The sequence below is a fragment of the Actinomadura kijaniata genome (assembly GCF_014138665.1).
GTDB lineage: Bacteria > Actinomycetota > Actinomycetes > Streptosporangiales > Streptosporangiaceae > Spirillospora > Spirillospora kijaniata.
In genome coordinates this window covers 197,554-219,479 of record NZ_JACJIA010000011.1, presented here as the reverse complement: position 1 = coordinate 219,479, position 21,926 = coordinate 197,554, and the positions used below count along the sequence as shown (strand labels likewise).

At 73.7% G+C, this 21,926-nt stretch carries 20 protein-coding genes; 11 read left to right on the top strand and 9 right to left on the bottom strand.

The window, feature by feature from the left end:
* Nucleotides 1-108 precede the first annotated feature (108 nt).
* On the bottom strand, nt 109-1,137 hold the full coding sequence (gene selD, locus HNR61_RS34450) for a selenide, water dikinase SelD (RefSeq protein ID WP_182847316.1): 1,029 nt from the start codon (nt 1,135-1,137) through the stop codon (nt 109-111).
* A gap of 215 nt (nt 1,138-1,352) precedes the next feature.
* Here selD and HNR61_RS34445 point away from each other — a divergent pair, with 215 nt between their 5' ends.
* A complete protein-coding gene (locus HNR61_RS34445; RefSeq protein ID WP_182847315.1) occupies nt 1,353-3,206 on the top strand; it encodes an AMP-dependent synthetase/ligase in 1,854 nt (617 codons plus the stop codon).
* 32 nt (nt 3,207-3,238) lie between these two features.
* Here HNR61_RS34445 and HNR61_RS34440 read toward each other — a convergent pair whose 3' ends face one another.
* Together HNR61_RS34440 and HNR61_RS34435 are read right to left on the bottom strand one after the other, a co-directional pair.
* Nucleotides 3,239-4,120 (bottom strand): ion transporter, encoded by an 882-nt coding sequence (locus HNR61_RS34440; RefSeq protein ID WP_312898243.1) that lies wholly within the window; start codon nt 4,118-4,120, stop codon nt 3,239-3,241.
* A 104-nt stretch (nt 4,121-4,224) separates the two neighbouring features.
* Nucleotides 4,225-4,986: an SDR family oxidoreductase gene (locus HNR61_RS34435; RefSeq protein ID WP_182847314.1), complete on the bottom strand. Its 762-nt coding sequence runs from the start codon at nt 4,984-4,986 to the stop codon at nt 4,225-4,227.
* A gap of 49 nt (nt 4,987-5,035) precedes the next feature.
* On the opposite strand from HNR61_RS34435, the gene HNR61_RS34430 reads away from it, so the two are divergent.
* The 6 genes from HNR61_RS34430 to HNR61_RS34405 all read left to right on the top strand — a co-directional run bounded on the left by HNR61_RS34430 (nt 5,036) and on the right by HNR61_RS34405 (nt 10,661).
* Nucleotides 5,036-5,218 (top strand): DUF3099 domain-containing protein, encoded by a 183-nt coding sequence (locus tag HNR61_RS34430; RefSeq protein ID WP_182847313.1) that lies wholly within the window; start codon nt 5,036-5,038, stop codon nt 5,216-5,218.
* Nucleotides 5,219-5,424: 206 nt separating this feature from the next.
* Nucleotides 5,425-6,837 (top strand): family 2B encapsulin nanocompartment shell protein, encoded by a 1,413-nt coding sequence (locus HNR61_RS34425; protein ID WP_182847312.1) that lies wholly within the window; start codon nt 5,425-5,427, stop codon nt 6,835-6,837.
* A complete protein-coding gene (locus HNR61_RS34420) occupies nt 6,834-7,670 on the top strand; it encodes a geranyl diphosphate 2-C-methyltransferase (protein WP_182847311.1) in 837 nt (278 codons plus the stop codon). Before HNR61_RS34425 ends, HNR61_RS34420 begins: the two co-directional genes overlap by 4 nt.
* A 2-nt stretch (nt 7,671-7,672) precedes the next feature.
* Nucleotides 7,673-8,809, top strand: a complete 1,137-nt coding sequence (locus HNR61_RS34415; RefSeq protein ID WP_182847310.1) for a family 2 encapsulin nanocompartment cargo protein terpene cyclase — start codon at nt 7,673-7,675, stop codon at nt 8,807-8,809.
* A gap of 130 nt (nt 8,810-8,939) precedes the next feature.
* Nucleotides 8,940-9,779, top strand: coding sequence for an SDR family oxidoreductase (locus HNR61_RS34410; RefSeq protein ID WP_182847309.1), 840 nt, complete (start codon nt 8,940-8,942; stop codon nt 9,777-9,779).
* 255 nt (nt 9,780-10,034) lie between these two features.
* Nucleotides 10,035-10,661 carry a trimeric intracellular cation channel family protein gene (locus tag HNR61_RS34405; protein ID WP_182847308.1) on the top strand — a complete coding sequence of 209 codons (627 nt, stop codon included), beginning with the start codon at nt 10,035-10,037 and terminating at the stop codon, nt 10,659-10,661.
* 9 nt (nt 10,662-10,670) lie between these two features.
* On the opposite strand, the gene HNR61_RS34400 is transcribed toward HNR61_RS34405, so the two are convergent.
* A complete protein-coding gene (locus HNR61_RS34400; RefSeq protein WP_182847307.1) occupies nt 10,671-10,946 on the bottom strand; it encodes a DUF4333 domain-containing protein in 276 nt (91 codons plus the stop codon).
* A gap of 211 nt (nt 10,947-11,157) precedes the next feature.
* Here HNR61_RS34400 and fdhD point away from each other — a divergent pair, with 211 nt between their 5' ends.
* The 4 genes from fdhD to HNR61_RS34380 all read left to right on the top strand — a co-directional run bounded on the left by fdhD (nt 11,158) and on the right by HNR61_RS34380 (nt 15,786).
* On the top strand, nt 11,158-11,970 hold the full coding sequence (gene fdhD, locus HNR61_RS34395) for a formate dehydrogenase accessory sulfurtransferase FdhD (protein ID WP_182847306.1): 813 nt from the start codon (nt 11,158-11,160) through the stop codon (nt 11,968-11,970).
* 160 nt (nt 11,971-12,130) lie between these two features.
* Nucleotides 12,131-13,066: a metal-dependent hydrolase gene (locus HNR61_RS34390; RefSeq protein ID WP_182847305.1), complete on the top strand. Its 936-nt coding sequence runs from the start codon at nt 12,131-12,133 to the stop codon at nt 13,064-13,066.
* A gap of 93 nt (nt 13,067-13,159) precedes the next feature.
* Complete coding sequence (locus HNR61_RS34385; protein ID WP_344451604.1) at nt 13,160-14,017, top strand: M24 family metallopeptidase; 858 nt, start codon at nt 13,160-13,162, stop codon at nt 14,015-14,017.
* Nucleotides 14,014-15,786: an SDR family oxidoreductase gene (locus HNR61_RS34380; protein ID WP_182847303.1), complete on the top strand. Its 1,773-nt coding sequence runs from the start codon at nt 14,014-14,016 to the stop codon at nt 15,784-15,786. Before HNR61_RS34385 ends, HNR61_RS34380 begins: the two co-directional genes overlap by 4 nt.
* A 53-nt stretch (nt 15,787-15,839) precedes the next feature.
* Here the strand turns inward: HNR61_RS34380 and HNR61_RS34375 are convergent, their stop codons facing one another.
* From HNR61_RS34375 to HNR61_RS34355, 5 genes are read right to left on the bottom strand one after another with little or no spacing between them, the layout of a single operon-like run.
* Nucleotides 15,840-17,015, bottom strand: coding sequence for an ABC transporter ATP-binding protein (locus HNR61_RS34375; protein WP_182847302.1), 1,176 nt, complete (start codon nt 17,013-17,015; stop codon nt 15,840-15,842).
* Between the two features lie 24 nt (nt 17,016-17,039).
* A complete protein-coding gene (locus HNR61_RS34370) occupies nt 17,040-17,867 on the bottom strand; it encodes a carbohydrate ABC transporter permease (RefSeq protein ID WP_182847301.1) in 828 nt (275 codons plus the stop codon).
* Complete coding sequence (locus HNR61_RS34365) at nt 17,864-18,781, bottom strand: carbohydrate ABC transporter permease (RefSeq protein ID WP_312898242.1); 918 nt, start codon at nt 18,779-18,781, stop codon at nt 17,864-17,866. The genes HNR61_RS34370 and HNR61_RS34365 overlap by 4 nt, the downstream gene beginning before the upstream one ends.
* On the bottom strand, nt 18,778-20,016 hold the full coding sequence (locus HNR61_RS34360; protein ID WP_182847300.1) for an ABC transporter substrate-binding protein: 1,239 nt from the start codon (nt 20,014-20,016) through the stop codon (nt 18,778-18,780). The genes HNR61_RS34365 and HNR61_RS34360 overlap by 4 nt, the downstream gene beginning before the upstream one ends.
* A 35-nt stretch (nt 20,017-20,051) precedes the next feature.
* Complete coding sequence (locus HNR61_RS34355; RefSeq protein WP_182847299.1) at nt 20,052-21,437, bottom strand: NAD(P)/FAD-dependent oxidoreductase; 1,386 nt, start codon at nt 21,435-21,437, stop codon at nt 20,052-20,054.
* Between the last annotated feature and the right edge of the window lie 489 nt (nt 21,438-21,926).

Below are 21,926 nucleotides of genomic sequence, written 5' to 3'. Positions count from 1 at the left end.
CCCGGCGTGATCGGGGCCTACCCCGAACCGGCGCCGGGCGAACAGTCCGTCGGGGAGGCTATCCGATCCTTTGACCTGCTAAGTTCCGGGCTTCGTCACCGAGGGTGGTCAGCGGACCACGAGGGTGTGCCGCCCCCGCGGCACCAGTTCCCCGACCACCGGGGCGCCGGGGATCTCCCCCGCGACCAGCAGCCCGCCGGAGGTCTGGGCGTCGGCCAGCAGTAGCCGCTCCTCCTCCGGCAGCGCGCCGAAGTCGGTGTGCGGGGCGATCCAGGCCAGGTTGCGGCGCGTCCCGCCGGGCACGAACCCGTCGCGCACCGCCTCCCGGGCGCCCTCCAGGCGGGGCACGGCCGCCGCGTGCACCACGGCGGTCACGCCGCTGGCGCGGGCCAGCTTGTACAGGTGGCCGAGCAGCCCGAACCCGGTGACGTCGGTGGCGCAGGTCACGCCCCGCTCCAGGGCGAGCCGGGAGGCGTCGGCGTTCAGCGCGGTCATCGCGGCGACCGCCTGCGGGAACACCTGCCCGGTCGCCTTGTGGCGGGCGTTGAGGACCCCGATGCCGAGCGGCTTGGTCAGCGACAGCGGGACGCCGGGGCGGCCGGCGTCCAGCCGCAGCAGCCGGGCGGGGTCGGCGATCCCGGTGACGGCCAGGCCGTACTTGGGCTCGGGGTCGTCGACGCTGTGCCCGCCGGCGATCGGGCAGCCCGCGGCGGTGGCCACGTCCCGGCCGCCGCGCAGCACCTCCCGGGCGAGCTCGGCGGGCAGCACGTCGCGCGGCCAGCCCAGCAGGTTGAGCGCCATCAGCGGCGTGCCGCCGACGGCGTAGACGTCCGACAGGGCGTTGGCGGCGGCGATCCGGCCCCAGTCGTAGGGGTCGTCGACGACGGGGGTGAAGAAGTCGGCGGTCGAGACCACCGCGCGGTCGCCGTCGACGCGCAGCACGGCCGCGTCGTCGCCGTCGGCCGCGCCGACCAGCAGCTCGGTGCCGGGCGGGGCGGGGGCGAGGCCCGGTCCGTCGCTCAGCCCGGCCACCAGCTCCTCCAGCTCGCCGGGCGGGATCTTGCAGGCGCAGCCGCCGCCGTGGGCGTACCGGGTCAGCCGGAGGGGGGCGGAGTGGGCCGCTGCCTGGGAGGTCACGCGGGGACCGTACCCACCCCGACCATTAACGATCAAGAAACGCTGCGCCACCGTTCGGTCACCGGTCGCCTTACACCGCCTCCGACCAGCCGGTAAACCCGCCGGGCCACGCCGAACGCGTTCGCCCCGCCCCTTGCCCGAACGCCGTTCGCCATGATGCGATGCCCTCTGCAAGTAATCACTTATCTGGCCGCACGGACCGAGAGGGGCGCGAGATGGTCGATGCCGGTATCCAGGAGGCGCGGGAGGAGCCGGCCCGGCGGCTGGCGGGACGGACGGTCTGCACCGAGCTCGCCGGCACCGCCCGCGCGCACGGCGACCGGCCCGCCTACTCCGACCGCGACGCCGACGGCTGGCGCACCCTCACCTGGAGCGCGTTCCGCGACCGGGCCCTGGACGCCGCCGCCGGGTTCGCCGCGCTCGGCCTGGAGCCGGGCGACGTGGTGGCGCTGATGATGCCCAACCGCGTGGAGCACCTGCTGGCCGACTCCGGCGCGGTGCACGCCGGGGCCGTCCCCACCACCGTCTACGCCACCCTGGCCCCCGACCAGGTCGCGTTCATCGCCACCGACTGCGCCGCCAAGGTCGCGGTGCTCGACGGCCGCGACCAGCTCGACCGGTGGCTCCCGGTGCTGGACCGGCTGCCCACCCTGCGCCGCGTCGTCGTGGTGGACGCCGCGGCCTGCCCGGCCGGGGACAAGTTCCTGACCTGGGACGACCTCCTGGCGCTGGGCGCCGAGCGCCGCGCCGCCGACGCCGCCGCCCTGGACGCCCGCTGGACGGCCCTCACCCCCGGCGACACCGTCTGCCTGCTCTACACCTCCGGCACCACCGGCGACCCCAAGGGCGTGCGGATCACCCACTCGATGGTGCTGCACGAGGCGGAGATGGTGGGCGGCGCGTCCGCGCTGCCCGAGCGGCCCACCGCGATCTCCTACCTGCCGTTCGCGCACATCGCCGACCGCGTCTTGAGCTACTACCTGCCGATCCGGCTGGCCGCCCACATCCACTTCTGCCCCGACCCCGCCCAGCTCACCACCGTGCTGCGGGAGGTGCGGCCGCACACCTTCTTCGGCGTCCCGCGCGTCTGGGAGAAGATCATGGCGGGGATCCAGGCGGTGCTGGCCGGAGAGCGGGACGAGCAGAAGAAGGCCGCCGTCGCGCGGGCGCTGGAGGCGGGCCGCCGGTACGTGACGGCGCAGGAGTACGGCAATCCGCCCGTCCCCGATGACGTGGCGGCCGAGTTCGCGCGCTGGGACCAGGCCGTGCTCGCCCCGATGCGCGGGCTGCTCGGCCTGGACCGCGTCGTGCAGTCCTCCAGCGCCGCCGCCCCGCTGCCCGAGGAGGTCGCCCGGTTCTTCGCCGGGCTCGGCCTGAAGATCTTCGACGCGTACGGGATGACCGAGACCACCGGCGCGATCACCGCCAACCTCCACGACGCGTTCAAGCTCGGCACCGTCGGCCGCGCCTTCCCCGGCGTGGAGCTCTCCCTCGCCGAGGACGGGGAGATCCTGGTGCGCGGCGCGACCTGCACCCCCGGCTACCTCAACCGGCCGCGGGCCGACGCCGACCTGATCGACCCGGACGGCTGGATCCGCACCGGCGACATCGGCGTGCTGGACGACGACGGCTTCCTGCGGGTCGTGGACCGCAAGAAGGAGATCATCATCACGGCGGGCGGCGAGAACATCGCGCCCTCCCTCATCGAGAACCACCTCAAGGAGCACCCGCTGGTCGGGCAGGCCCTCGCCTACGGCGACCGGCGGCCCTACGTCGTCGCCCTGATCACCCTGGACGGCGAGGTCGCGCCGGTGTGGGCCGCCGCCCGCGGCGTCGAGGCCGGCGACGTCGCCGAGCTGGCCGAGCACCCGCTGGTCCTGGAGGAGGTCGCGCGGGCCGTCGAGGACGCCAACGCCCGGCTCGCCCGCGTCCAGCAGGTCAAGAAGTGGCGGCTGCTGCCGGCCGAGTGGACCGCCGAGAGCGAGGAGCTCACCCCCACCCTCAAGCTCCGGCGCCGCGTCGTGCACGGCAAGTACGGCGACGCCATCGAGGGGCTGTACGCCTCCTGACCCGGTCCGGCGCCGCCTCCCGCCGACGGGACTCAGCGGGAGGCGGTGCCGGGCCGCCCGGCCACCTCCGCGCGCAGCGCCTCCACCCGCGCGCTCAGCGCCCGCACCTCCGCCAGCACCGCCGCCGAGTCGGCCTCCCCCTCGGGCCCCGCCCCGGCCCCCCGGTCGTTCTCCAGGTCGAGACGCGCCTCCTCCTCCATCGCGCTCACCACGATCGCGATGAACAGGTTCAGCACCGCGAACGTCGTGACCAGGATGTAGACCACGAAGAACGCCCAGGCCAGCGGCTGGGACTTCATGATCTCGCGGCTGACGTCGGACCAGCCGTCCCCGGTCATGATCTGGAACAGGGTGAACAGCGACGCGCCCAGGTCGCCGAAGTGGTCGGGCGCGGCCTCGGCGAACAGCTCGGTCGCCATCACGCCCGACACGTACAGGATCAGCACCAGCAGCCCGATGGTCGACACCATGCCGGGGATCGCGCCCAGCAGCGCCGCCACCACCCGCCGCATGCTCGGCACCGCCGAGATCAGCCGCAGCACCCGCAGGACCCGCAGCGCCCGCAGCACCGACAGCCCGCCCGAGTCGGGCAGCAGCGCGATCGCCACGACCGCTAGGTCGAACATGCTCCACGGATCGCGCGCGAAGCGGCGGCCGTGGGCGACCAGGCGCAGCCCCAGCTCCGCCGTGAACAGCGCCAGCGCCACCTGGTCGACGGCGGCGGCGGCCTCGCTGAACGGCCCGGAGAGGGCGGGCACCGTGTCCACCCCGAGCGCCAGGGCGTTGACGACGATCAGGACGGTGACGGCACGCTGGAACGCCGGGGCCTCCACCAGGGCGCGCAGCCGGGCACGTGGCCCGGTGCTCTCCCTGGGACGGGGGACGGCCTCGGAAGGGGAAGCAGACTCGACCACGTTGCCCAGCGTAATGAACCGATCACGCGGCGGCGGCCGTAATGGTGATCCGGTCCCGGCCGCCACCCGACCCTCACCCGGCCGTCACCCGGTCCCCTCCCCGGTCACAGCGCGGTCAGGCCGCCGTCGACCGGGATCACCGCGCCGTTGACGTAGGCCCCGGCGCGGCTGGCCAGGAAGACCGCCACGCCCGCCATGTCGTCGGGCCGCCCGATCCGGCGCAGCGGCACCGCGCCCGCGATGGCCTCGCCGAACGCCTCCAGCGTCGCCGCCATCATCTTCGACTCGAACGGGCCCGGCGCCACCGCGTTGACCGTGATCCGCTCGGGCCCCAGCTCCTTGGCCAGCACGCGGGTCAGCTGGTGCAGCCCGGCCTTGCTGGCGGTGTAGGAGTACCGGTCGGCCGGCGTCATGATCCCGTCGACCGAGCCGATGTTGATGACGCGGGCCGGGTCGTCGTCGGTGGCGGCGGCGCGCAGCGCGGGCAGCAGCGCCCGGGTGAGGAAGAACGGGGCCTTCAGGTTGAGGTCCACCACCTTGTCCCACGCCGACGCCGGGAACTCCGCCAGCGGCGCGCCCCAGGTCGCGCCCGCGTTGTTGACCAGGACGTGCAGCGGGCCGTCGCCGAGCCCGGCGGCCAGCCCCAGGCACCCGGCCTCGGTGCCGAGGTCCGCCGGGATCGCCTCGACGGTCCCGGACTCCGCCAGCTCGGCCGCCGCCTTCGCGCACGCCTCCGGCTTGCGGGAGCTGATCACCACCTTCGCCGCGCCCGCCCGCAGCAGGCCCCGCGCGATCATCAGTCCGATGCCGCGCGTCCCGCCGGTCACCAGCGCCGTCTTGCCCGCCAGGCTGAACAGGTCCGTCATGCCGCTTTCCTTCCGTGGGGAGGCGATCCCCAGGTAATACGGTGGAGGGATGAGGCGGCGCAAGTTGGCCTACGGCGTCATGATGGGCGCCTGCCTGATCCTGTTCGTGCTCGCCTGGACGGTGGTGCGGCTCTTCTCCCCCGCCCTGGCGGTCGCGATGACGGTGGTGGCGATGGTGATCCCGCCGTTCGCCGCCGTGGTCGCCAACTGGAACTACGACCGCGACGAGTGATGCCCGCGCCGGTGCGCGAAGCCCTCCATATCCCCCATTTTCCTGCCATTTTTTGGCGATATTTCCGTTTTCTGTTGTCCAGCGGGACACATTTTCCTGCACGGGCGGTGCATTTTTCTCTGCTGGATCTCCCCCTTATGGGGCCGGGGCACGGCAATTAGCCTTCCCTGCGTGCGCCGCCCCCGGCAGATGGGAGAGCCCCCGAGATGACCAGCGAGGCAGCCGCCGCGCCGCCCCCCGCGTCCGCGCTGAGCCTCGGCACCCGCGCGGCGCGCAATCTGGCGACCACCACCAAGTCGGTACCGCAGACGCAGGGGATCACCCCGCGGTGGCTGCTGCGCAAACTGCCGTGGGTGGAGGTGCGCGGCGGCACCTACCGGGTGAACCGCCGCCTGCGGGTGACGCCGGGGCGCGGCCGGCCGGCGTTCGTGCAGGAGGGCGCCGACCACGTCCGGATCGTCCCCGAGACCCTCACCGAGCTGCCCCCGCTCCACGGCCTCGCCGACCGGGCCGCGCTGGAACGCCTGGCCGGGCTGTTCACCGCCCGCGAGCTGCGGCCCGGCGAGGTCCTCACCGAGGCCGGGACGCCGGTCGGGGAGATGCTGGTCGTCGCGCACGGCAAGGTCGAACGCCTCGGGCCCGGCGAGTACGGCGGCGTCCGGAGCCTCGCCGTCGTCGGCGGCGGCGCGACGCTGGGCGAGGAGCTGCTGCACGAGCCCGACCCCGTGTGGCCGCACACCCACCGCGCCGTGACCGCCGGGACCCTCCTGACCGCCCCGCGCGGCGCCGTCCGCGAGCTCGTGGACGCCTCGCCCGCCCTGCGCGAGCACGCCGCCGCCCGCCGGGCCGGGGCCGCGCGTCCCGCCAACCGCAAGGGCGAGGCCGACCTCCCCCTCGCGGCCGGGCACCACGGCGAGCCGGAGATCCCCGCCGGGTTCGCCGAGTACGAGCTGGCCCCCCGCGAGTACGGGCTGTCCCCCGTGCAGACCGTGCTGCGCGTCCACTCCCGCGTCCAGGACCTCTACAGCCACCCCGTGGACCAGCTGGAGCAGCAGATCCGGCTGGTCGTCGAGGAGGTCCGCGAACGCGAGGAGTGGGAGCTGCTCAACAACCGCGCGTTCGGCCTGCTGCACAACGCCGAGTTCGACCAGCGGATCAGCACCCGCACCGGTCCGCCGACGCCGCACGACATGGACGAGCTGCTCACCCGCCGCCGCGGCACCCGGCTGTTCCTGGCCCACCCCCGCGCCATCGCCGCCTTCCACCGCCAGTGCACCCGGCACGGCCTGTACCCCGAGCCGGCGGTGGAGGACGGCCGCCCCGTCCCCGCCTGGCGCGGCGTCCCGATCCTGCCCTGCCCGAAGATCCCGATCTCCGGCCGGGGGACCACCTCGATCGTCGCGATGCGCCTCGGGGAGGACGCCCACGGCGTGGTCGGGCTGCGCCGCACCGGCCTGCCCGACGAGCGCGCGCCCGGCCTGACGGTGCGGCTCACCGGGATCGACGAGCACGCCGTCCTCCACTACCTCGTCTCCGCCCACTCCTCGACCGCGGTCCTCGTCCCCGACGCGATCGGCGTTCTGGAGAACGTCGAGATCACCGAAAGGCAGTCGTCATGACCATCGCCAGTGACTACCAGAGCGACGTCGCCGACTACTGGAACGCCGAGCGCAACCCGGTGAACCTGCGGCTGGGCGACGTGTCGGGGATCTACCACCACCACTACGGCATCGGCGCGGCGGACCGGTCGGTGCTCGACATCGAGGACGAGAAGGCCAGGGACGAGGCCGTCATCAGGGAGCTGCACCGGCTGGAGAACGACCAGGCCGCGTTCCTGCTCGGCCATCTCGGCGACATCCGGCCCGAGCACCGGCTGCTGGACGCCGGGTGCGGGCGGGGCGGGTCGTCGATCCTGGCCAACGCCGCGTTCGGCTGCCGGGTCGACGGGGTGTCCATCTCCCGGAAGCAGGTCGACTTCGCCAACGAGCGGGCCGCCGAGCGCGGCGTCGCCGACAAGGTCCGCTTCCACTTCCGGAACATGCTCGACACCGGGTTCGAGTCGGGGTCGTTCCAGGCGAGCTGGAACAACGAGTCGACCATGTACGTGGTGCTGGACGACCTGTTCGCCGAGCACTCCCGGCTGCTGGCGCGCGGCGGCCGGTACGTGACGATCACCGGCTGCTACAACGACGTGTACGGGCTGCCGTCACGGGCGGTCTCCACCATCAACGCCCACTACGTGTGCGACGTCCACCCCCGCAGCGCCTACTTCCGCGCGATGGCCGCCCACCGCCTGGTGCCGAGCGCGGTCGTCGACCTGACGGCCCAGACGATCCCCTACTGGGAGCTGCGCCGCGAGTCCTCGGTCGCCACCGGCATCGAGGACACGTTCCTGGAGGCCTACCGCGAGGGCGGCTTCCAGTACCTGCTGATCGCCGCGGACCGGGTCTGACGATGAGCCCCCACGGCCTGCCCCACGGTCTCCCCCACGGCCTGCCCCATGGGCTGGGCACCTCGGCGGCCCAGCTGCCCGCGCTGCTGGCGGTCTCCCGCCCCAGCCGCGAGCTGCCGCACACCACCCCGTTCCCCTCCGGCGGGGCCTACGTCGAACGCGAGTGGGGCGACGGCTCCCACACCCCCCTGTACTGCCCGCTCCCCGAACGCGCCGACGACGTCCTGGCCGCCGAGGTGGACCGCCGCCTGCTGGACTGGGCGCGCCGGCGGGGCTTCCGCGACGACGAGTTGGAGGGCCTGGCCGGGGCGCGGTTCGGGCGGCTGGTGACCCTCGCGCATCCCGACAGCGACGACCCCGACCGCCTGCTGGTGGCGGCCGAGCTCAACGCGAGCTGGTGGGCGGCCGACGACTACTACGCCGACGACACCGCGCTCGGCGCGGTCCCCGCGCTGCTGCCGCCGCGCCTCACCCTGGCGATGTCGGCGATGGACGAGGTCCCCCCGGCGGGGGACTTCACCCCGCCGCTGGAGGCCGCGCTCCGCGACGACCTGGTGCTGCGGATGCTGCGCTCGGCCACCGGCCATCTGCGGCGGTACGCCACCCCGTCCCAGGTCCAGCGGGTCTGCTACTCGACGTTCGCGATGTTCGTGAGCTGGACGGCGTACGCGGCCTGGCGCGAGACGCGCGAGCACCCGCCCGCCTGGGAGTACCTGGCGGCCCGCCAGCACGACAGCTTCTACACGTCCATGACGCTGATCGACGTGGTGGGCGGCTACGAGGTCCCGGCCGACCTGTTCTACGAGCCCCGGGTCCGCCGCGCCGCGTTCCAGGCGGGCACCGCCAGCGTGATCGTCAACGACCTGCACTCGGTCGCCAAGGACGCCGCCGACGAGAACCCGGTCTGCAACCTGGTCCTGCTGATCGCCGCCGACCGGGGCTGCTCGGTGCGGGAGGCGACCGAGGTGGCGGTGGAGCTGCACAACGACCTGGTGCGGTCGTTCGAACGCGGCCACCTGGAGCTGTCGGCGGTCCCCTCCCCCGACCTCCAGCGGCTGCTGCGCGGGCTGCGGGCCTGGATGGGCGGCGGGATGGAGTGGCACGCCACCAACCCCCGCTACCGGACGGACCCGCCCTGAGGGCAGGCCGTCAAGGCGGGAGCAGCCGGGGCCAAAGGATCCGCCAAGTCGGCTTGCTTCTGATATGCGAGTTTTCACCGCGGGTAGTGGTGCTGCCGTCCGCAGTGTTCCGACGACACGGAGGTGGCCCATGGGCCTGCCGAGCCAGCAGCAACGACCACCGGGGACGCAGTCCGAGATGACGCCCCGGCCCGACTGCGGGGAGGAGTCCTACCGGGGCTCGGGCAGGCTGACCGACAAGGTGGCCGTGATCACCGGTGGGGACAGCGGCATCGGGCGGGCGGTCGCGATCGCGTTCGCCCGGGAGGGCGCCGACGTGGTGATCTCCTACCTCGACGAGGACGGGGACGCCGAGGACACCGCGCGGCTGGTCGAGGAGGCCGGGCGCAAGGCGGTGCTGGTGCGCGGCGACCTGTCGGAGGCCGCCGCGTGCCGCCGGGTGGTCGACGAGGCGATGGGGGCGTTCGGCCGGATCGACGTGCTGGTCGGCAACGCCGCCTACCAGATGACCCGCGAGTCGCTGGAGGAGATCCCGGACGAGGAGTGGGACCACACCTGGCGGACCAACGTCTCGGCGCTGTTCCACCTGTGCAAGGCGGCCCTGCCCCACCTGCGCGAGGGAGCGTCGATCATCGCCACCACCTCGGTGAACTCCGACATGCCGCCGCCCCAGCTGCTGCCCTACAACGCCACCAAGGCCGCGATCGCGAACTTCGCGGGCAGCCTGGCCCAGCTGGTGGGGCCGCGCGGGATCCGGGTCAACTCCGTCGCCCCCGGCCCCATCTGGACGCCGCTGATCCCCTCGACCATGCCCGCCGACCAGGTGGAGTCGCTCGGCCAGGACGTCCCGCTGGGCAGGCCCGGACAGCCCGCCGAGCTGGCGCCCGTATACGTGCTGCTGGCCGGCGGCGAGGGGAGCTACGTGTCGGGGGCGCGGATCGCGGTCACCGGCGGGCAGCCGATCCTGTGACCGGGGACCGCCGAGGTGACCGACGGCCCGCTGGCGGGCCGCTCCCCGCGTTCGCTGGTGCGGGAGCACCCCGAGGAGGTGGTGGGGAGGGGCCGGCGCGCCGGTGCGGGTCACCGCCGACGGCCGGAGCGGCGTCCTGGGCGCGGCCCGCAGCCTGCTGGTCCCCGCCGCCGTGACCCGGTCCCGCCGCCTCCCCGTGCCCCGCCGGCTCCTCCGCGTTACCGGGGGTGACCGTCGGTGCGGGAAGATCGTTCCATGGAGGAGCTGGGTGTCCTCGGCCTGCTGGACCTGGTCGGGATCTTCGTCTTCGCGGTGTCGGGGGCGCTGGCGGCGGTGCGCCAGCGCCTCGACGTCGTGGGCATGGTGGTGCTGGCCGAGATCACCGCGCTGGGCGGCGGGATCCTGCGCGACCTGGTGATCGGCGCGGTGCCGCCGGCCGCGTTCACCAGCCTGGGCTACGTGCTGACGCCGCTGGTCGCCAGCGCCCTGGTGTTCTTCTGGCATCCGCAGGTCACCCGGCTGCTGCCCGCCGTGCTGTTCTTCGACGCCGCCGGGCTCGGGCTGTTCTGCGTCACCGGCACCCTCAAGGCCCTCGACCACGGCCTGTCACCACTGCACGCGGTGCTGCTCGGCGTCATCACCGCCGTCGGCGGCGGCATCCTCCGCGACATGATGAGCGGGCAGATCCCCTCGGTGCTGTACGACCGGCAGCTGTACGCCCTGCCCGCCCTGCTGGGCGCGACCATGATGGCGTTCGCGCACTGGCTGGACCTGCACGGCGGGATCGTCACGACCGGGTCGGCGGTGCTGGCGTTCCTGCTGCGGCTGCTGGCGATGCGGTACGGGTGGCGGACGCCGCGCCCCCGCGGCGTCCCCGACTAGCGGGCCGGGTCAGGTCCCGGCCTTCATCGTGAAGTCGACCTGGTCGCCCTCGACGGAGGTGACGGTCACGGTGACGGCGGCGACGCCCGGCGCGTTCGCCGCGGTGCAGCGCAGCGTCGCGCCGACCTCGCCCGACAGGTCGCCGGGGCAGTCGGCGGTGATCCCGAGCTTCCGGCTGATCTGGGCCTCGATCTCGTCGTCGTCCACCGCCTGGGTGAACTGGCAGGCCGAGGCGCCGAGGGCGAGTCCGCCCAGCAGGAACGGCAGGGTGATGAGCGTGCGCATGCGCGGTGTTCTCCCCGTGGTCGCGAACGGCCGGATCCGAGTGCGCTCCACGTCCCCCGGAAGCGCTCCGGCACGTTCCAAGGGTCGGTCCCGGCGCGCCCCGCCCGCCAGGGTGCCCGGCCCCGTTCCCGCAGGGACGCGCGGCCGGGACATACCGCCGCGACCCGCCCCTCGCTTCGCGGGGCCGCCGGTTCGGCGGTACCGTCACGGCATGGGTCGGATCACCGTGCGCAGGCCCGTCCTGCGGCTCAGCACCGCCGGGACGCGAGGGCGGCGGCCCGACACCCTGGCGGTGGAGGAGCCCCTGGAGATCCGGGTCGGCGGGCGGCCGCTGACCATCACCATGCGCACCCCCGGCGACGACTTCGACCTGGTCGCCGGGTTCCTGGCCGCCGAGGGGGTCGTCGCGGGGCCCGAGGACATCGCGGCCATGCGGTACTGCGCCGACACCCTTGAGCAGAACACCCTGGACGTGGTGCTGGCGGCGGGCGTGCGGCCGCCCGACACGCTGCTGACGCGGGCGTTCACCACCACCAGCGCGTGCGGGGTGTGCGGGAAGGCCAGCGTGGAGGCGCTGCGCGACGACCGGCCCTACGACGTGGCCGCCGACCCGCTGACGCTGACCCCGCGGCTGCTGGCGGGGCTGCCGGACCGGCTGCGGGAGGCGCAGCGGGTGTTCGACCGCACCGGCGGCCTGCACGCGGCGGGCCTGTTCTCGGCCGCCGGGGAGCTGGTGGCGCTGCGCGAGGACGTGGGGCGGCACAACGCCGTGGACAAGGTCGTCGGCCACGCCCTGCGGCAGGGGCGGCTGCCGCTGGCCGGGCACGTGCTGGTGGTGAGCGGGCGGGCCTCGTTCGAGCTGACCCAGAAGGCGATGCAGGCCGGGATCCCGGTGCTGGCGGCGGTGTCGGCCCCGTCGTCGCTGGCGGTGGAGCTGGCCGAGGACGCCGGGATGACCCTGGTCGGGTTCCTGCGCGGCGAGACGATGAACGTCTACACCGGCGCCCACCGGATCACGGTCTGATCTCTTCTTGTCATCCGGGCACAGTCCGGCGGACCCGTGATGTGGCCCAGGGCACAAGAGTTCGGCCGCGCCCCAGGGGTTCAATACTTTTCCTACTCATCAGTAAGTGCGGTCTGTACGCTGCGCGCGTGACCTGACGCGCACCGGTGGAGGAGAGGGAATGACGAGGCTTCCGACGCCCGACGGCCCGGCCTTCGAGATCGACGAGAGGCACCCTCCCATCAGGACCCGGCGCGTGTCGTTCGACTGGTCGGGCACGCCGCTGCACTGGATCCCCGGGGACCCGGTCGCCACCCACATCATCAACTCCTTCCACCTCGTGCTGCCCGAGGGCGAGAAGTGGTTCATCCAGTGCGTCAAGGACGCGCGGCCCCACATCAGGGACCCCCGGCTGCTGGAGGAGATCAAGGGGTTCATCGGGCAGGAGATGGTGCACGCCCGCTCCCACCAGGGGGTGCTGGACCAGATCCTGGAGGCCAACGGCATCGACGTCTCCCGCATCACCGGACCGGCGGGGCAGGGCAACGCCGACCGCGCCCGGCAGATGGCCGAGCTGAAGGCCCGGTCGCCGCGCAGATGGCGGTGGCGGCTGCGGTTCGAGCTGGCGGCCGTCGCCTCGATCGAGCACTACACCGCCGTCCTCGGTCAGTGGATCATGGACAACGACCGGCTGGACAAGGCCGGGGTCGACCCCACGATGCTGGACCTGCTGCGCTGGCACGGCGCCGAGGAGGTCGAGCACCGGTCGGTGGTGTTCGACGTCTACCGGGCGGTGGGCGGCCGGTACCCGATGCGGGTCGCGGCCTGGCTGGTGTCGCTGTCCTTCCTGTACTGGGCGCTGATCGGCGGGTCGCTGTACCTGCTGCGGCAGGACCCGACGATCAAGGGGAGGGTGACGCTGCCCCGCGTGTACCGGGCCTACCGGCGCTCGGTCCGCAAGGGGCACGTCCCGGGGGTCTTCCGGCTGCTGCTCGGCGAGGCCCCCGTCTACCTGCGGCCCTCCCACCACCCGTCGCAGGTGTGCTCGACCCCGCGGGCCCTGGAGTACCTGATGCACTCCCCGGCCGCCCGGCAGGCCGGATACACCCCCTACTGACCGCGCCTCCCCGCCGGGCGTGGCACGCGTCACGCCGGGCGCGGCTTGACCGGGCCCCGGCACGGACGCTTAATTAACACTGTGTCTAATAAAGTGGCGCTCGCCCGCACCGACGACGCGGCGGAGCTCGAGCGATTCCGTGAGATGCAGCGTCTGTGCTACCGGTGCGCCGCCGAGGTGGCCGCCACCCTCGAACCGGGCGTGACCGAACGCGAGGCGTGCCGCCGCATGCGCCGCTGGCTGCTCTCCAACGGCGTGGACGACTGGCTGCACACCCCGTTCGCCTGGTTCGGCGACCGCAGCGCGTTCACCGGCTTCCGCACCCCCGCCGCCTTCCTGCCCAGCGGCCGGCGGCTGGAGGAGGGGATGCCCTACATCCTCGACATGGCCCCGGTGCGCGACGGCTACTCCGCCGACATCGGCTACGGCGGCGTCCTCGGCGGGAACCGCGTGTGGGAGCGGCTCGACACCGATCTGGCCGAGTACCGGACGCTGATCCTGGAGCTGGTGCGGCGGAGGCGGCCGTTCGCCGAGATCTACGCCGAGGTCGACGCGCTCATCGAGCGCCAGGGCTACCGGAACCGGCACCGCAAGTATCCCGGACGTGTCATCGGCCACCAGGTCGGGATCATCGGTGGGATACTTCCCAGGCGCGTCGGTTTCCCGTTCGGCGTGCGGTTCCTGCAGACGCTCGGGCGCGAACTGGTCAAGGAACGCCTGGAGGGCCGCTCCCCGCTGTGGAACGGCGCCCGGCGCTCCCAGCACCCGCCGACGCCCGGCCTGTGGGCCGTCGAGCCGCACATCGGGTTCCGGGGCGTGGGAGTGAAGTTCGAGGAGATCCTCGTCGTGACCGAGGACGACGCCTACTGGCTCGACGACGACCTCCCGCACGTCCACCGCTGGGCCGCGCGCGCCGACGAGGCCGCACCGAACGAGAAGGCGAACGCATGACGACCGTGCCCTCCCCCGCCAGGCGCGCCCGGAAGGTGCGCGGTGACGGCGTCGACCTGGCCGTCTACGAGCAGGGCGACCCCCGCAGGCCGACCGTTCTGCTCATGCACGGCTACCCCGACACCCACGCGGTGTGGGACGAGGTCGCCGCCGAGCTGGCCGAGCGGTACCACGTGGTGCGCTACGACGTGCGCGGCGCGGGCGCGTCGTCCCGCCCGTTCGGACGGCGCCGCTACACCTTCTCCTACCTGATGGCCGACATGCGCGCGGTGCTGGACTCGACCGCGCCGGACCGGAAGGTGCACCTGGTCGGGCACGACTGGGGGTCGATCCAGGGGTGGGAGGCGGCCTGCACCATGCCCGACCGGTTCGCCTCGTTCACCTCGATCTCGGGGCCGTGCCTGGACCACGTGGCGCACCTGACGCGCCGCGGCCTGCGCCGCCCCACCCCGCGCGACCTCGGGCGCTCCCTCGGCCAGGCGCTGCGGTCCTGGTACATCTACTTCTTCCAGACGCCGCTGCTGCCCGAGACGCTGTGGCGGGCGGGGATCACCCGGCTGTTCACCCGCGCGCTGGAGGCCGGGGAGGGCGTCGCGCCCCGCGCCGGGCACCCGGCGCGGACGCTGGCGCGCGACGGCGCGGCCGGGGTCGGCCTGTACCGGGCCAACATGGCGCAGCGGCTGCGCCGGCCGCTGGACCGCCGCACGAGCGTCCCCACGCAGGTCATCGTCCCGACCCGGGACCTGTTCGTGTCCCCGCACCTGGTCGCCGGGCTGAACGCGCGGGTGCCGCGGCTGTCGCTGCGGACGATCGACGCCGGGCACTGGGTGGTGCGCAGCCACCCCGCGGTGATCGCGCGGTGGATCGGCGAGCACATCACCGGCGCCACCGGCGGGGCGCTCACCCCCGCCGGGTCACGGGCGCTGCGCCGCGCGAGGGTGGAGGCGGGACGGCGGCCGTTCGAGGGCTCCCTGGTGGTCGTCACCGGAGCGGGCAGCGGCATCGGGCGCGCCACGGCGCTGGCGTTCGCCGAACGCGGCGCGGAGGTGGTCGCCGCCGACCTGGACCTGCCGTCGGCGCGGCGCACCGCCGAGCTGGCCGGGCTGGTCGGCCCCGACGCCCACGCCTTCGAGGTGGACGTGTCGGACGCCGGCGCGATGGAGCACTTCGCCAAGACGGTGCTGCACGACCTCGGCGTCCCCGACGTCGTGGTCAACAACGCGGGCATCGGCATGGCCGGGCCGTTCCTGGAGCACACCGCCGAGGACTGGCGGCGCGTGCTGGACGTCAACCTGTGGGGCGTGATCCACGGGTCGCGGCTGTTCGGGGCGGCGATGGCCGAACGCGGCGAGGGCGGCCACATCGTCAACACCGCCTCGGCCGCCGCGTTCACCCCGTCACGGACGCTGCCCGCCTACGCCACCAGCAAGGCGGCGGTGCTGATGCTGTCGGAGTGCCTGCGCGCCGAGCTGAAGGGCCACGGCATCGGGGTCAGCGCGATCTGCCCCGGCATCGTCAACACCAACATCACCCGGGCCTCCCGGTTCGTGGGGCTGGCGGCCGAGGACCAGGAGCGGCGGCGGCACCGCGCCTCCCGCGCCTACGCGCTGCGCAACTTCGGCCCCGAGAGCGTCGCCGAGCAGATCGTGGCGGCGGTGCGGCGCGACCGGGCCGTCGTCCCGGTCACCCCCGAGGCGAAGGTGAGCCGCCTGGTCTCCCGGTTGTCCCCCGGCCTGATGCGGCTGCTGGCCCGCCTCGACCTCGGCTGAGGTCCGCCCCGGCCGCGTTCGCCGGTCGCCTGGCGCCGCCCCGCCGGGGAGGGTCAGGCGTCCTCGGTGAGGTTGACGCCGGTGTCGGGCGCGAACAGGTGGATCGCGTCCGGGTCGTAGACCAGTTCCAGCTCGTCGCCCTCGCGGACCGGTGAGGCCGGGTCGAGGCGGGCGACGAGCTGGTCGCCGCTCCAGGACTCCCGGCCCTGGAACGCGTCGGCCAGGTGCTCGGACCGCACCGCGGCGGCCGCGTCCAGGGTGAGGTAGGCCAGCTTCTCGGCGCCCAGCGACTCCAGGATCTCCACCTGCCCGGTGAAGGAGCACGGCTCCGCCCCGCCGTGGACGCCTCCCAGCCGCGGGTCGGCGAACGCCTCGGGCCGGACGCCGAGGACGAGTTCGCGGGGCACGCCGCGGCGCCGTTGCAGGGCGTTCCGCATCCGGTCGGTCAGCGGGATGCGGCCGATCACGCTCCGCAGGGTGCCGTCCTGGATCTCGGCGGGCAGGAAGTTCATGGCCGGGGACCCCACGAACCCGGCCACGAACAGGTTGTGCGGGCGCCGGTACAGCTCGTCGGGCGGGCCGACCTGCTGGACGCGCCCCTTGTTCATCAGCACCATGCGGTCGCCGAGGGTCATCGCCTCGGTCTGGTCGTGGGTGACGTACACGGTGGTGGTGCCCAGCCGCTTCTGGAGCCGGGAGATCGTGGTGCGCATCTGCACGCGCAGCTTGGCGTCCAGGTTGGACAGCGGCTCGTCCATCAGGAACGCCTTGGGGTCGCGGACGATGGCCCGGCCCATCGCCACCCGCTGCCGCTGCCCTCCCGACAGGTGCGCGGGGCGGCGGTCCAGCAGCCCCTCCAGGTCGAGGATCCGCGCGGTCTCCTCGATCTTCCCGGCCGCCCGCGCCCGGTCCATCCCGGCCAGCCGCAGCGGGAACCCGATGTTCTCGCGGACGGTCATGTGCGGGTACAGGGCGTAGGACTGGAACACCATCGCGATGTCGCGGGCGCGCGGGGCGACCTCGTTGACGCGGGCCCCGTCGATGCGCAGCTCGCCGGAGGTGATGTCCTCCAGGCCCGCGATCATGTTGAGGGTGGTGGACTTGCCGCAGCCCGACGGCCCCACCAGGATGACGAACTCGCCGTCGGCGACGGTCAGGTCGAGGGCGCGCACGGCGGTGTAGCCGTCGGGATAGGTCTTGTCGACCTTCTCCAGCGCGATCTCAGCCATGGCGGGACCCCATCCTCTCCCCCACTATCCCTTCACCGCTCCGGAGGTCAGGCCGGACACGATCCGGCGCTGGAACAGCAGCACGAACACCACGATCGGCACCGTGATCACCATGGCGGCCGCCGCGATCGACCCGGTCGGGTCCTCGAACTGGGAGCTGCCGGTGAAGAACGAGATCGTGGCCGGCGCGGTGCGGGCCGCGTCGGAGGAGGTCAGCGAGATCGAGAACAGGAAGTCGTTCCAGCACACGATGAACGCCAGGATGGCCGTGGTCACCACCCCGGGCATCGCCAGCGGCGCGATGACCAGGCGGAACGCCTGGAACGGCGTCGCCCCGTCCATCTTGGCGGCCTTCTCCAGGTCCCACGGGATCTCGCGGAAGAACGTCGACAGCGTGTAGATGGTCAGCGGCAGCGCGAAGGTGACGTACGGCAGGATCAGGCCCGGCCAGGTGTTGAACAGCCCGAGGCCGCGCTCGATCTGGAACAGCGGCGTCACCAGCGAGATCTGCGGGAACATCGCGATCAGCAGCGAGACGCCGAGCACCAGCGACTTGCCGGGGAACTCCAGCCGCGCGATCGCGTAGGCGGCCAGCGTGCCGACGGCGATGGCGACCGCGGTGGAGATCAGCCCGATGCCGATCGAGTTGACCAGGCCGCGCACGAAGTCGTCGTTGGCGAAGATGCCCCGGTAGTTGTCCAGGGTCCACCGGCGGGGCCAGAACGCCCCGTCGCTGATGGTGGCGGGCGTCTTGAACGACAGCGCCGCGATCCACGCGACCGGCACCAGCGCGTACAGCAGCACCAGCGCGTTGACGGCGCTCCACCGCGCCCTGTTCCGCCCCGTCGTCACCGCCGCCCCTCCGGGTCCCGGCCGGGCGCGGCGGTGCCGAAGCCCTTGACGAACACGAACGCGACCAGCGCGACGGTCAGGAAGATGAGCACCGACATGGTCGAGCCGATGCCGAGGTTCAGGCCGCCGATGAGGTTGTGGTAGGCGATCACCGAGACCGAGGAGGTCTGCTGCGCGCCGTTGGTGAGCACGTAGATGTTGTCGAAGACGCGGAACGCGTCCAGCGTGCGGAACAGCAGCGCCGCCAGGATCGCCGGCTTCATCAGCGGCAGCGTGACCATCGTGAACCGCTGCCAGGCGGTCGCGCCGTCCATCGCGGCGGCCTTCAGGGTGTCCTCGGGCACCAGCGCCAGCCCCGCCATCAGCAGCAGCGCCATGAACGGCGTGGTCTTCCACACCTCGGCCAGGATGATGATGCCGACGGCGGGCCAGTGCTCGGTGAGCGGGGCCTCCCCCTGGGGCAGCATCCCGGCGAGCCAGCCGGTGCCGGGCGTCCAGGCGTACTTCCAGCCGTAGGCGGCGGCGACGGTGACGATGCCGTACGGGATCAGCACGACGGTCCGCACCAGCCCGCGGCCGACGACCGTCCGGTACATCGCGACGGCGACGGCCATGCCGAGCACCAGTTCCAGCACCACGCTGACCGCGGTGACCAGCAGGGTGAGGCCGAACGCCTCCCACCAGAACGGGCTGGTCAGCACGGTGGCGTAGTTGTCCAGCCCGACCCAGGCCCGCCGGCCGGGGAAGCGCAGGTCGTTGCGTTGCAGCGACAGCAGCAGCGAGTACAGCACCGGCCATCCGGCGACCAGCACCATCACCAGCGCGGCGGGCGCGCACAGCCACCAGCCCAGGCGGCGTTCGGCCCTCCTCCCCTCGCTGGGTGTGCGGGCGGCGGTGCCGGCGCGCGCCGTCACGGCAGCACCCCCTTGCTCTGCAGCGCCTCGGCGATCTGCTCGCGCAGGGTCGCCAGCGTGCGGTCGGGGTCGATGGAGCCCGGCGGCGACAGCGCGACCGCCGTGACCGTGGAGACGTTCTGGTAGGTGGGGGTGACGGGCCGGGGCGCGGCGGTCCTCAGGGCCGCCAGGATCGCCTCCTTCATCGGGTACGCCTCGCGCATGCCCTCGGCGTCGTAGACCGCCTCCAGGGTGGGCGGCAGGCCGTCCCGGACGGCGGCGATCCGCTGGCTCTCGGGGTCGCGCAGGCACAGCGCGGCCTCGAACGCCTGCGCGGGCCGCCTGGAGTAGCTGCTGACGGCGAAGTTCGCGCCGCCCAGCGGGGAGCGGCCCGGCCCGTCGATGCCCGGATAGGGCGCCCACCGGAAGTGGCGCAGCATGCCGGGCCGGTTGCCGGCCATCGAGGCGTACACGAACGGCCAGTTGACCTCGTAGGCGGCGCGCCCGCTCTCCACCGCCAGCCGGGCGTCGTCCTCCTTGGTGTTGGCCAGCGACGGGTCGGCGGCCCGGGAGCGCGCGTAGTCCCGCATGACCGCGAGCGCCCTGCGGGCGGGGGCGCCGAGGTCGACGCGTTCGCCGTCGGCGCTCAGCATGCTCCCCCCGGCGGAGGCGACCATGCTGTTGAACCACACCACCAGGCCCTCGTACTGCGCGCCGGTGACCTCGCCGTAGGCGGGTCTCCCGTCGGCCGCCAGCCGCGCGGAGGCGGCCATCATCTGCGACCAGGTGGCGGGCGGTTCGGGCAGCAGGTCCGAGCGGTACCACAGCAGCTGCACGTTGGTGTTGTAGGGCGCGGCGTACAGCCTGCCCTGCCAGGTGGCGGTGTCGAGCGGCCGGGTGAGGGTGCCGCGCCGGGCCCGTTCGGCGTGGGCGCCGGTCCACTCGCGGATCCATCCGGCCTCGGCGAGCTCGGCGGTCCAGGTGACGTCCAGGCCGAGCACGTCGAGGCCGTCGTCCTCGGCCGCCAGCCGCCGCACCAGCTGCTCGCGCTGGTCGTCGGCGCCGCGCGGCAGCGTGTTGAGGACGATCCGGTAGCGGCCCCCGGCGAGGTCGTTGCAGCGCCTGACGATGGCGGGCAGGTTCTGCTGCGGCGCGTTGTAGAGGTTGACGACGGGCGTCGCGGGGCCGTCGGAGCCGCACCCGGCGGCCAGGGCCGCCGCGACGGCGGCCGCCGCCAGCGCCGCCCGCACGCGCATCGCTCCCCCTTGATCGTTTCGCTTCGGAGCGGGGCCTACCCCGCGTGCGTCACCCGGTCGCCCCGCCTTGCCGAATCCTTACCGGCCGATCGCGATCCCGAGACCCGCGCGTCCTGGTCGGGCACCGAGTGCTCCAGGTCCACCTGGCGGCCGGTGCGGGTGTCGAGGAAGCCGAGCCGGATCAGGTCGTCGCCCGCCAGGCTGTGCAGCAGCCAGTCCCCCATCACCCGCGCCTTGGCGCGCAGCGACGGCACCGTGGACAGGTGGTAGCCGCGCGTGACGGCCTGCGCGGGCACGCCGGTCAGCGGCACCCCCAGCGGGCGCGCGACGGCCTGCGGGCCGCCCAGGTCGACGACCATGCCGAGGTCGCGGTGGTGGTAGGGGCGCGGTTCCCGGCCGGTCAGCGACGCGGCCACGTTGTGGGCGACGGCGCGGGCCTGGCGGGTGGCGTGCTGGGCGGTCGGCGGGCAGATCGCGCCGTCGCCCCTGGCCAGGTCGGGCACGGCGGCGGCGTCGCCGAGCGCGAACACCTCCGGGTGGCCCGGCAGCCGCAGGTCCGCGCCGACCACCAGGCGGCCCTTCTCGGTCGGCCGGTCCAGCGTGGCGACGACCGGCGCGGGCGTGACCCCGGCCGTCCAGATCACGGTGCGGGTCGGCAGCACGCGTCCGTCGGTCATCTCGGCGCTGTCGGCGGTGAGGCTCTTGAGGCTGACGCGCAGCCGGATGTCGATGCCGCGGCGGCGCAGCTTGGCCATCGCGACGTCGCCGAGCCGTTCGCCGAGCTCGGGCAGCAGGCGCGGCGCGAGGTCGATCAGCGTCCACGACAGCAGGTCGGGGTCCAGGCGCGGGAAGCGCCGCATCGCGTTGAGGGTGAGCAGGTGCAGGTTGGCGGCGGTCTCCACGCCCGAGTAGCCGCCGCCGACCACCAGGAAGCCGAGGCGCGCGGCGCGCTCGGCGGCGTCGTCGGTGGCGCTGGCCAGCTCCAGCTGGGCGATGACGTGGTCGCGCATGTAGACGGCCTCGGCCAGGTTCTTCATCCCGTGGGCGTGCTCCTTCAGCCCGGGGATGTCGAAGGTGCGGGTGACGCTGCCGGGGCACAGCACCAGGCGGTCGTAGGGCACCGCCTTCACCGACCCGTCGATCATGTCGACCTCGACGGTGCGGGCGGCCAGGTCCACGCCGGTCGCCTTGCCGGGGACCAGCTGGGTGCGGCGCAGCATGCGGTGCAGCGGCCCGGCGATCGAGCGCGGGTCCAGCACGCCCGCGGCCACCTCCGGAAGCAGCGGCTGGTAGAGCGAGTAGCCGTGCGGTGCGATGATCTTGAGTTGGGCCTGGCCGCGGCGCAGCCTGCGCTCCAGCAGCCGGGCGACGTTGTAGCCGGCGAATCCGGCGCCCACGATCACGACGCGGGGTGTGGGCATGGCGTGCTCCCTTCGGACGGCGGGAACGACGCGGGACGCCGCCCCCGTGACGACGCGTTGCACGTGATCAATAACAATACGTGACAGTCCGTACCCGCCCTACCCCCGGGGCCCTGGAAAAACACAGGTCAGAGCCCCGGCTTGGCGGACGGCCCGGCCCCGGCGGGATGCGACCGGGACGGGGGCGGTACCTGGAGCGCGCGCCGGTCACCGGGTCGTGCGGGCAGTTCTCGAAGATTTCGCGGATCCGCACCGTGACCGCCGCGTCCGCGCCGGGCTGGTCGGCATCGACGACACCTCCCCCGACAGCGCCGGGCGACGGCCCGTTCACCTCACCGCCGTGCCGGTCAAGGCGCGGGGCCTGGCGACCTTCCCGGTCGGGGCGTACGCCAGGCAGGGCTCCCGGCGAGGCGGTACCGCGACCTGCTGCGCAGGCGCGGGACGGCCCGCTGGAGCAGCGTCCGCCTGGTCACGCGCGTTCCCGCGGCG

Coding starts and splice junctions, on each gene's coding strand:
- fdhD (WP_182847306.1), top strand. CDS start 11,158: ATGGGTCGGATCACCGTGCGCAGGCCCGTCCTGCGGCTCAGCACCGCC.
- HNR61_RS34445 (WP_182847315.1), top strand. CDS start 1,353: ATGGTCGATGCCGGTATCCAGGAGGCGCGGGAGGAGCCGGCCCGGCGG.
- HNR61_RS34435 (WP_182847314.1), bottom strand. CDS start 4,986: ATGACGGACCTGTTCAGCCTGGCGGGCAAGACGGCGCTGGTGACCGGC.
- HNR61_RS34390 (WP_182847305.1), top strand. CDS start 12,131: ATGACGAGGCTTCCGACGCCCGACGGCCCGGCCTTCGAGATCGACGAG.
- HNR61_RS34430 (WP_182847313.1), top strand. CDS start 5,036: ATGAGGCGGCGCAAGTTGGCCTACGGCGTCATGATGGGCGCCTGCCTG.
- HNR61_RS34405 (WP_182847308.1), top strand. CDS start 10,035: ATGGAGGAGCTGGGTGTCCTCGGCCTGCTGGACCTGGTCGGGATCTTC.
- HNR61_RS34375 (WP_182847302.1), bottom strand. CDS start 17,015: ATGGCTGAGATCGCGCTGGAGAAGGTCGACAAGACCTATCCCGACGGC.
- HNR61_RS34400 (WP_182847307.1), bottom strand. CDS start 10,946: ATGCGCACGCTCATCACCCTGCCGTTCCTGCTGGGCGGACTCGCCCTC.
- HNR61_RS34415 (WP_182847310.1), top strand. CDS start 7,673: ATGAGCCCCCACGGCCTGCCCCACGGTCTCCCCCACGGCCTGCCCCAT.
- HNR61_RS34380 (WP_182847303.1), top strand. CDS start 14,014: ATGACGACCGTGCCCTCCCCCGCCAGGCGCGCCCGGAAGGTGCGCGGT.
- HNR61_RS34425 (WP_182847312.1), top strand. CDS start 5,425: ATGACCAGCGAGGCAGCCGCCGCGCCGCCCCCCGCGTCCGCGCTGAGC.
- HNR61_RS34420 (WP_182847311.1), top strand. CDS start 6,834: ATGACCATCGCCAGTGACTACCAGAGCGACGTCGCCGACTACTGGAAC.
- HNR61_RS34410 (WP_182847309.1), top strand. CDS start 8,940: ATGGGCCTGCCGAGCCAGCAGCAACGACCACCGGGGACGCAGTCCGAG.
- HNR61_RS34360 (WP_182847300.1), bottom strand. CDS start 20,016: ATGCGCGTGCGGGCGGCGCTGGCGGCGGCCGCCGTCGCGGCGGCCCTG.
- HNR61_RS34355 (WP_182847299.1), bottom strand. CDS start 21,437: ATGCCCACACCCCGCGTCGTGATCGTGGGCGCCGGATTCGCCGGCTAC.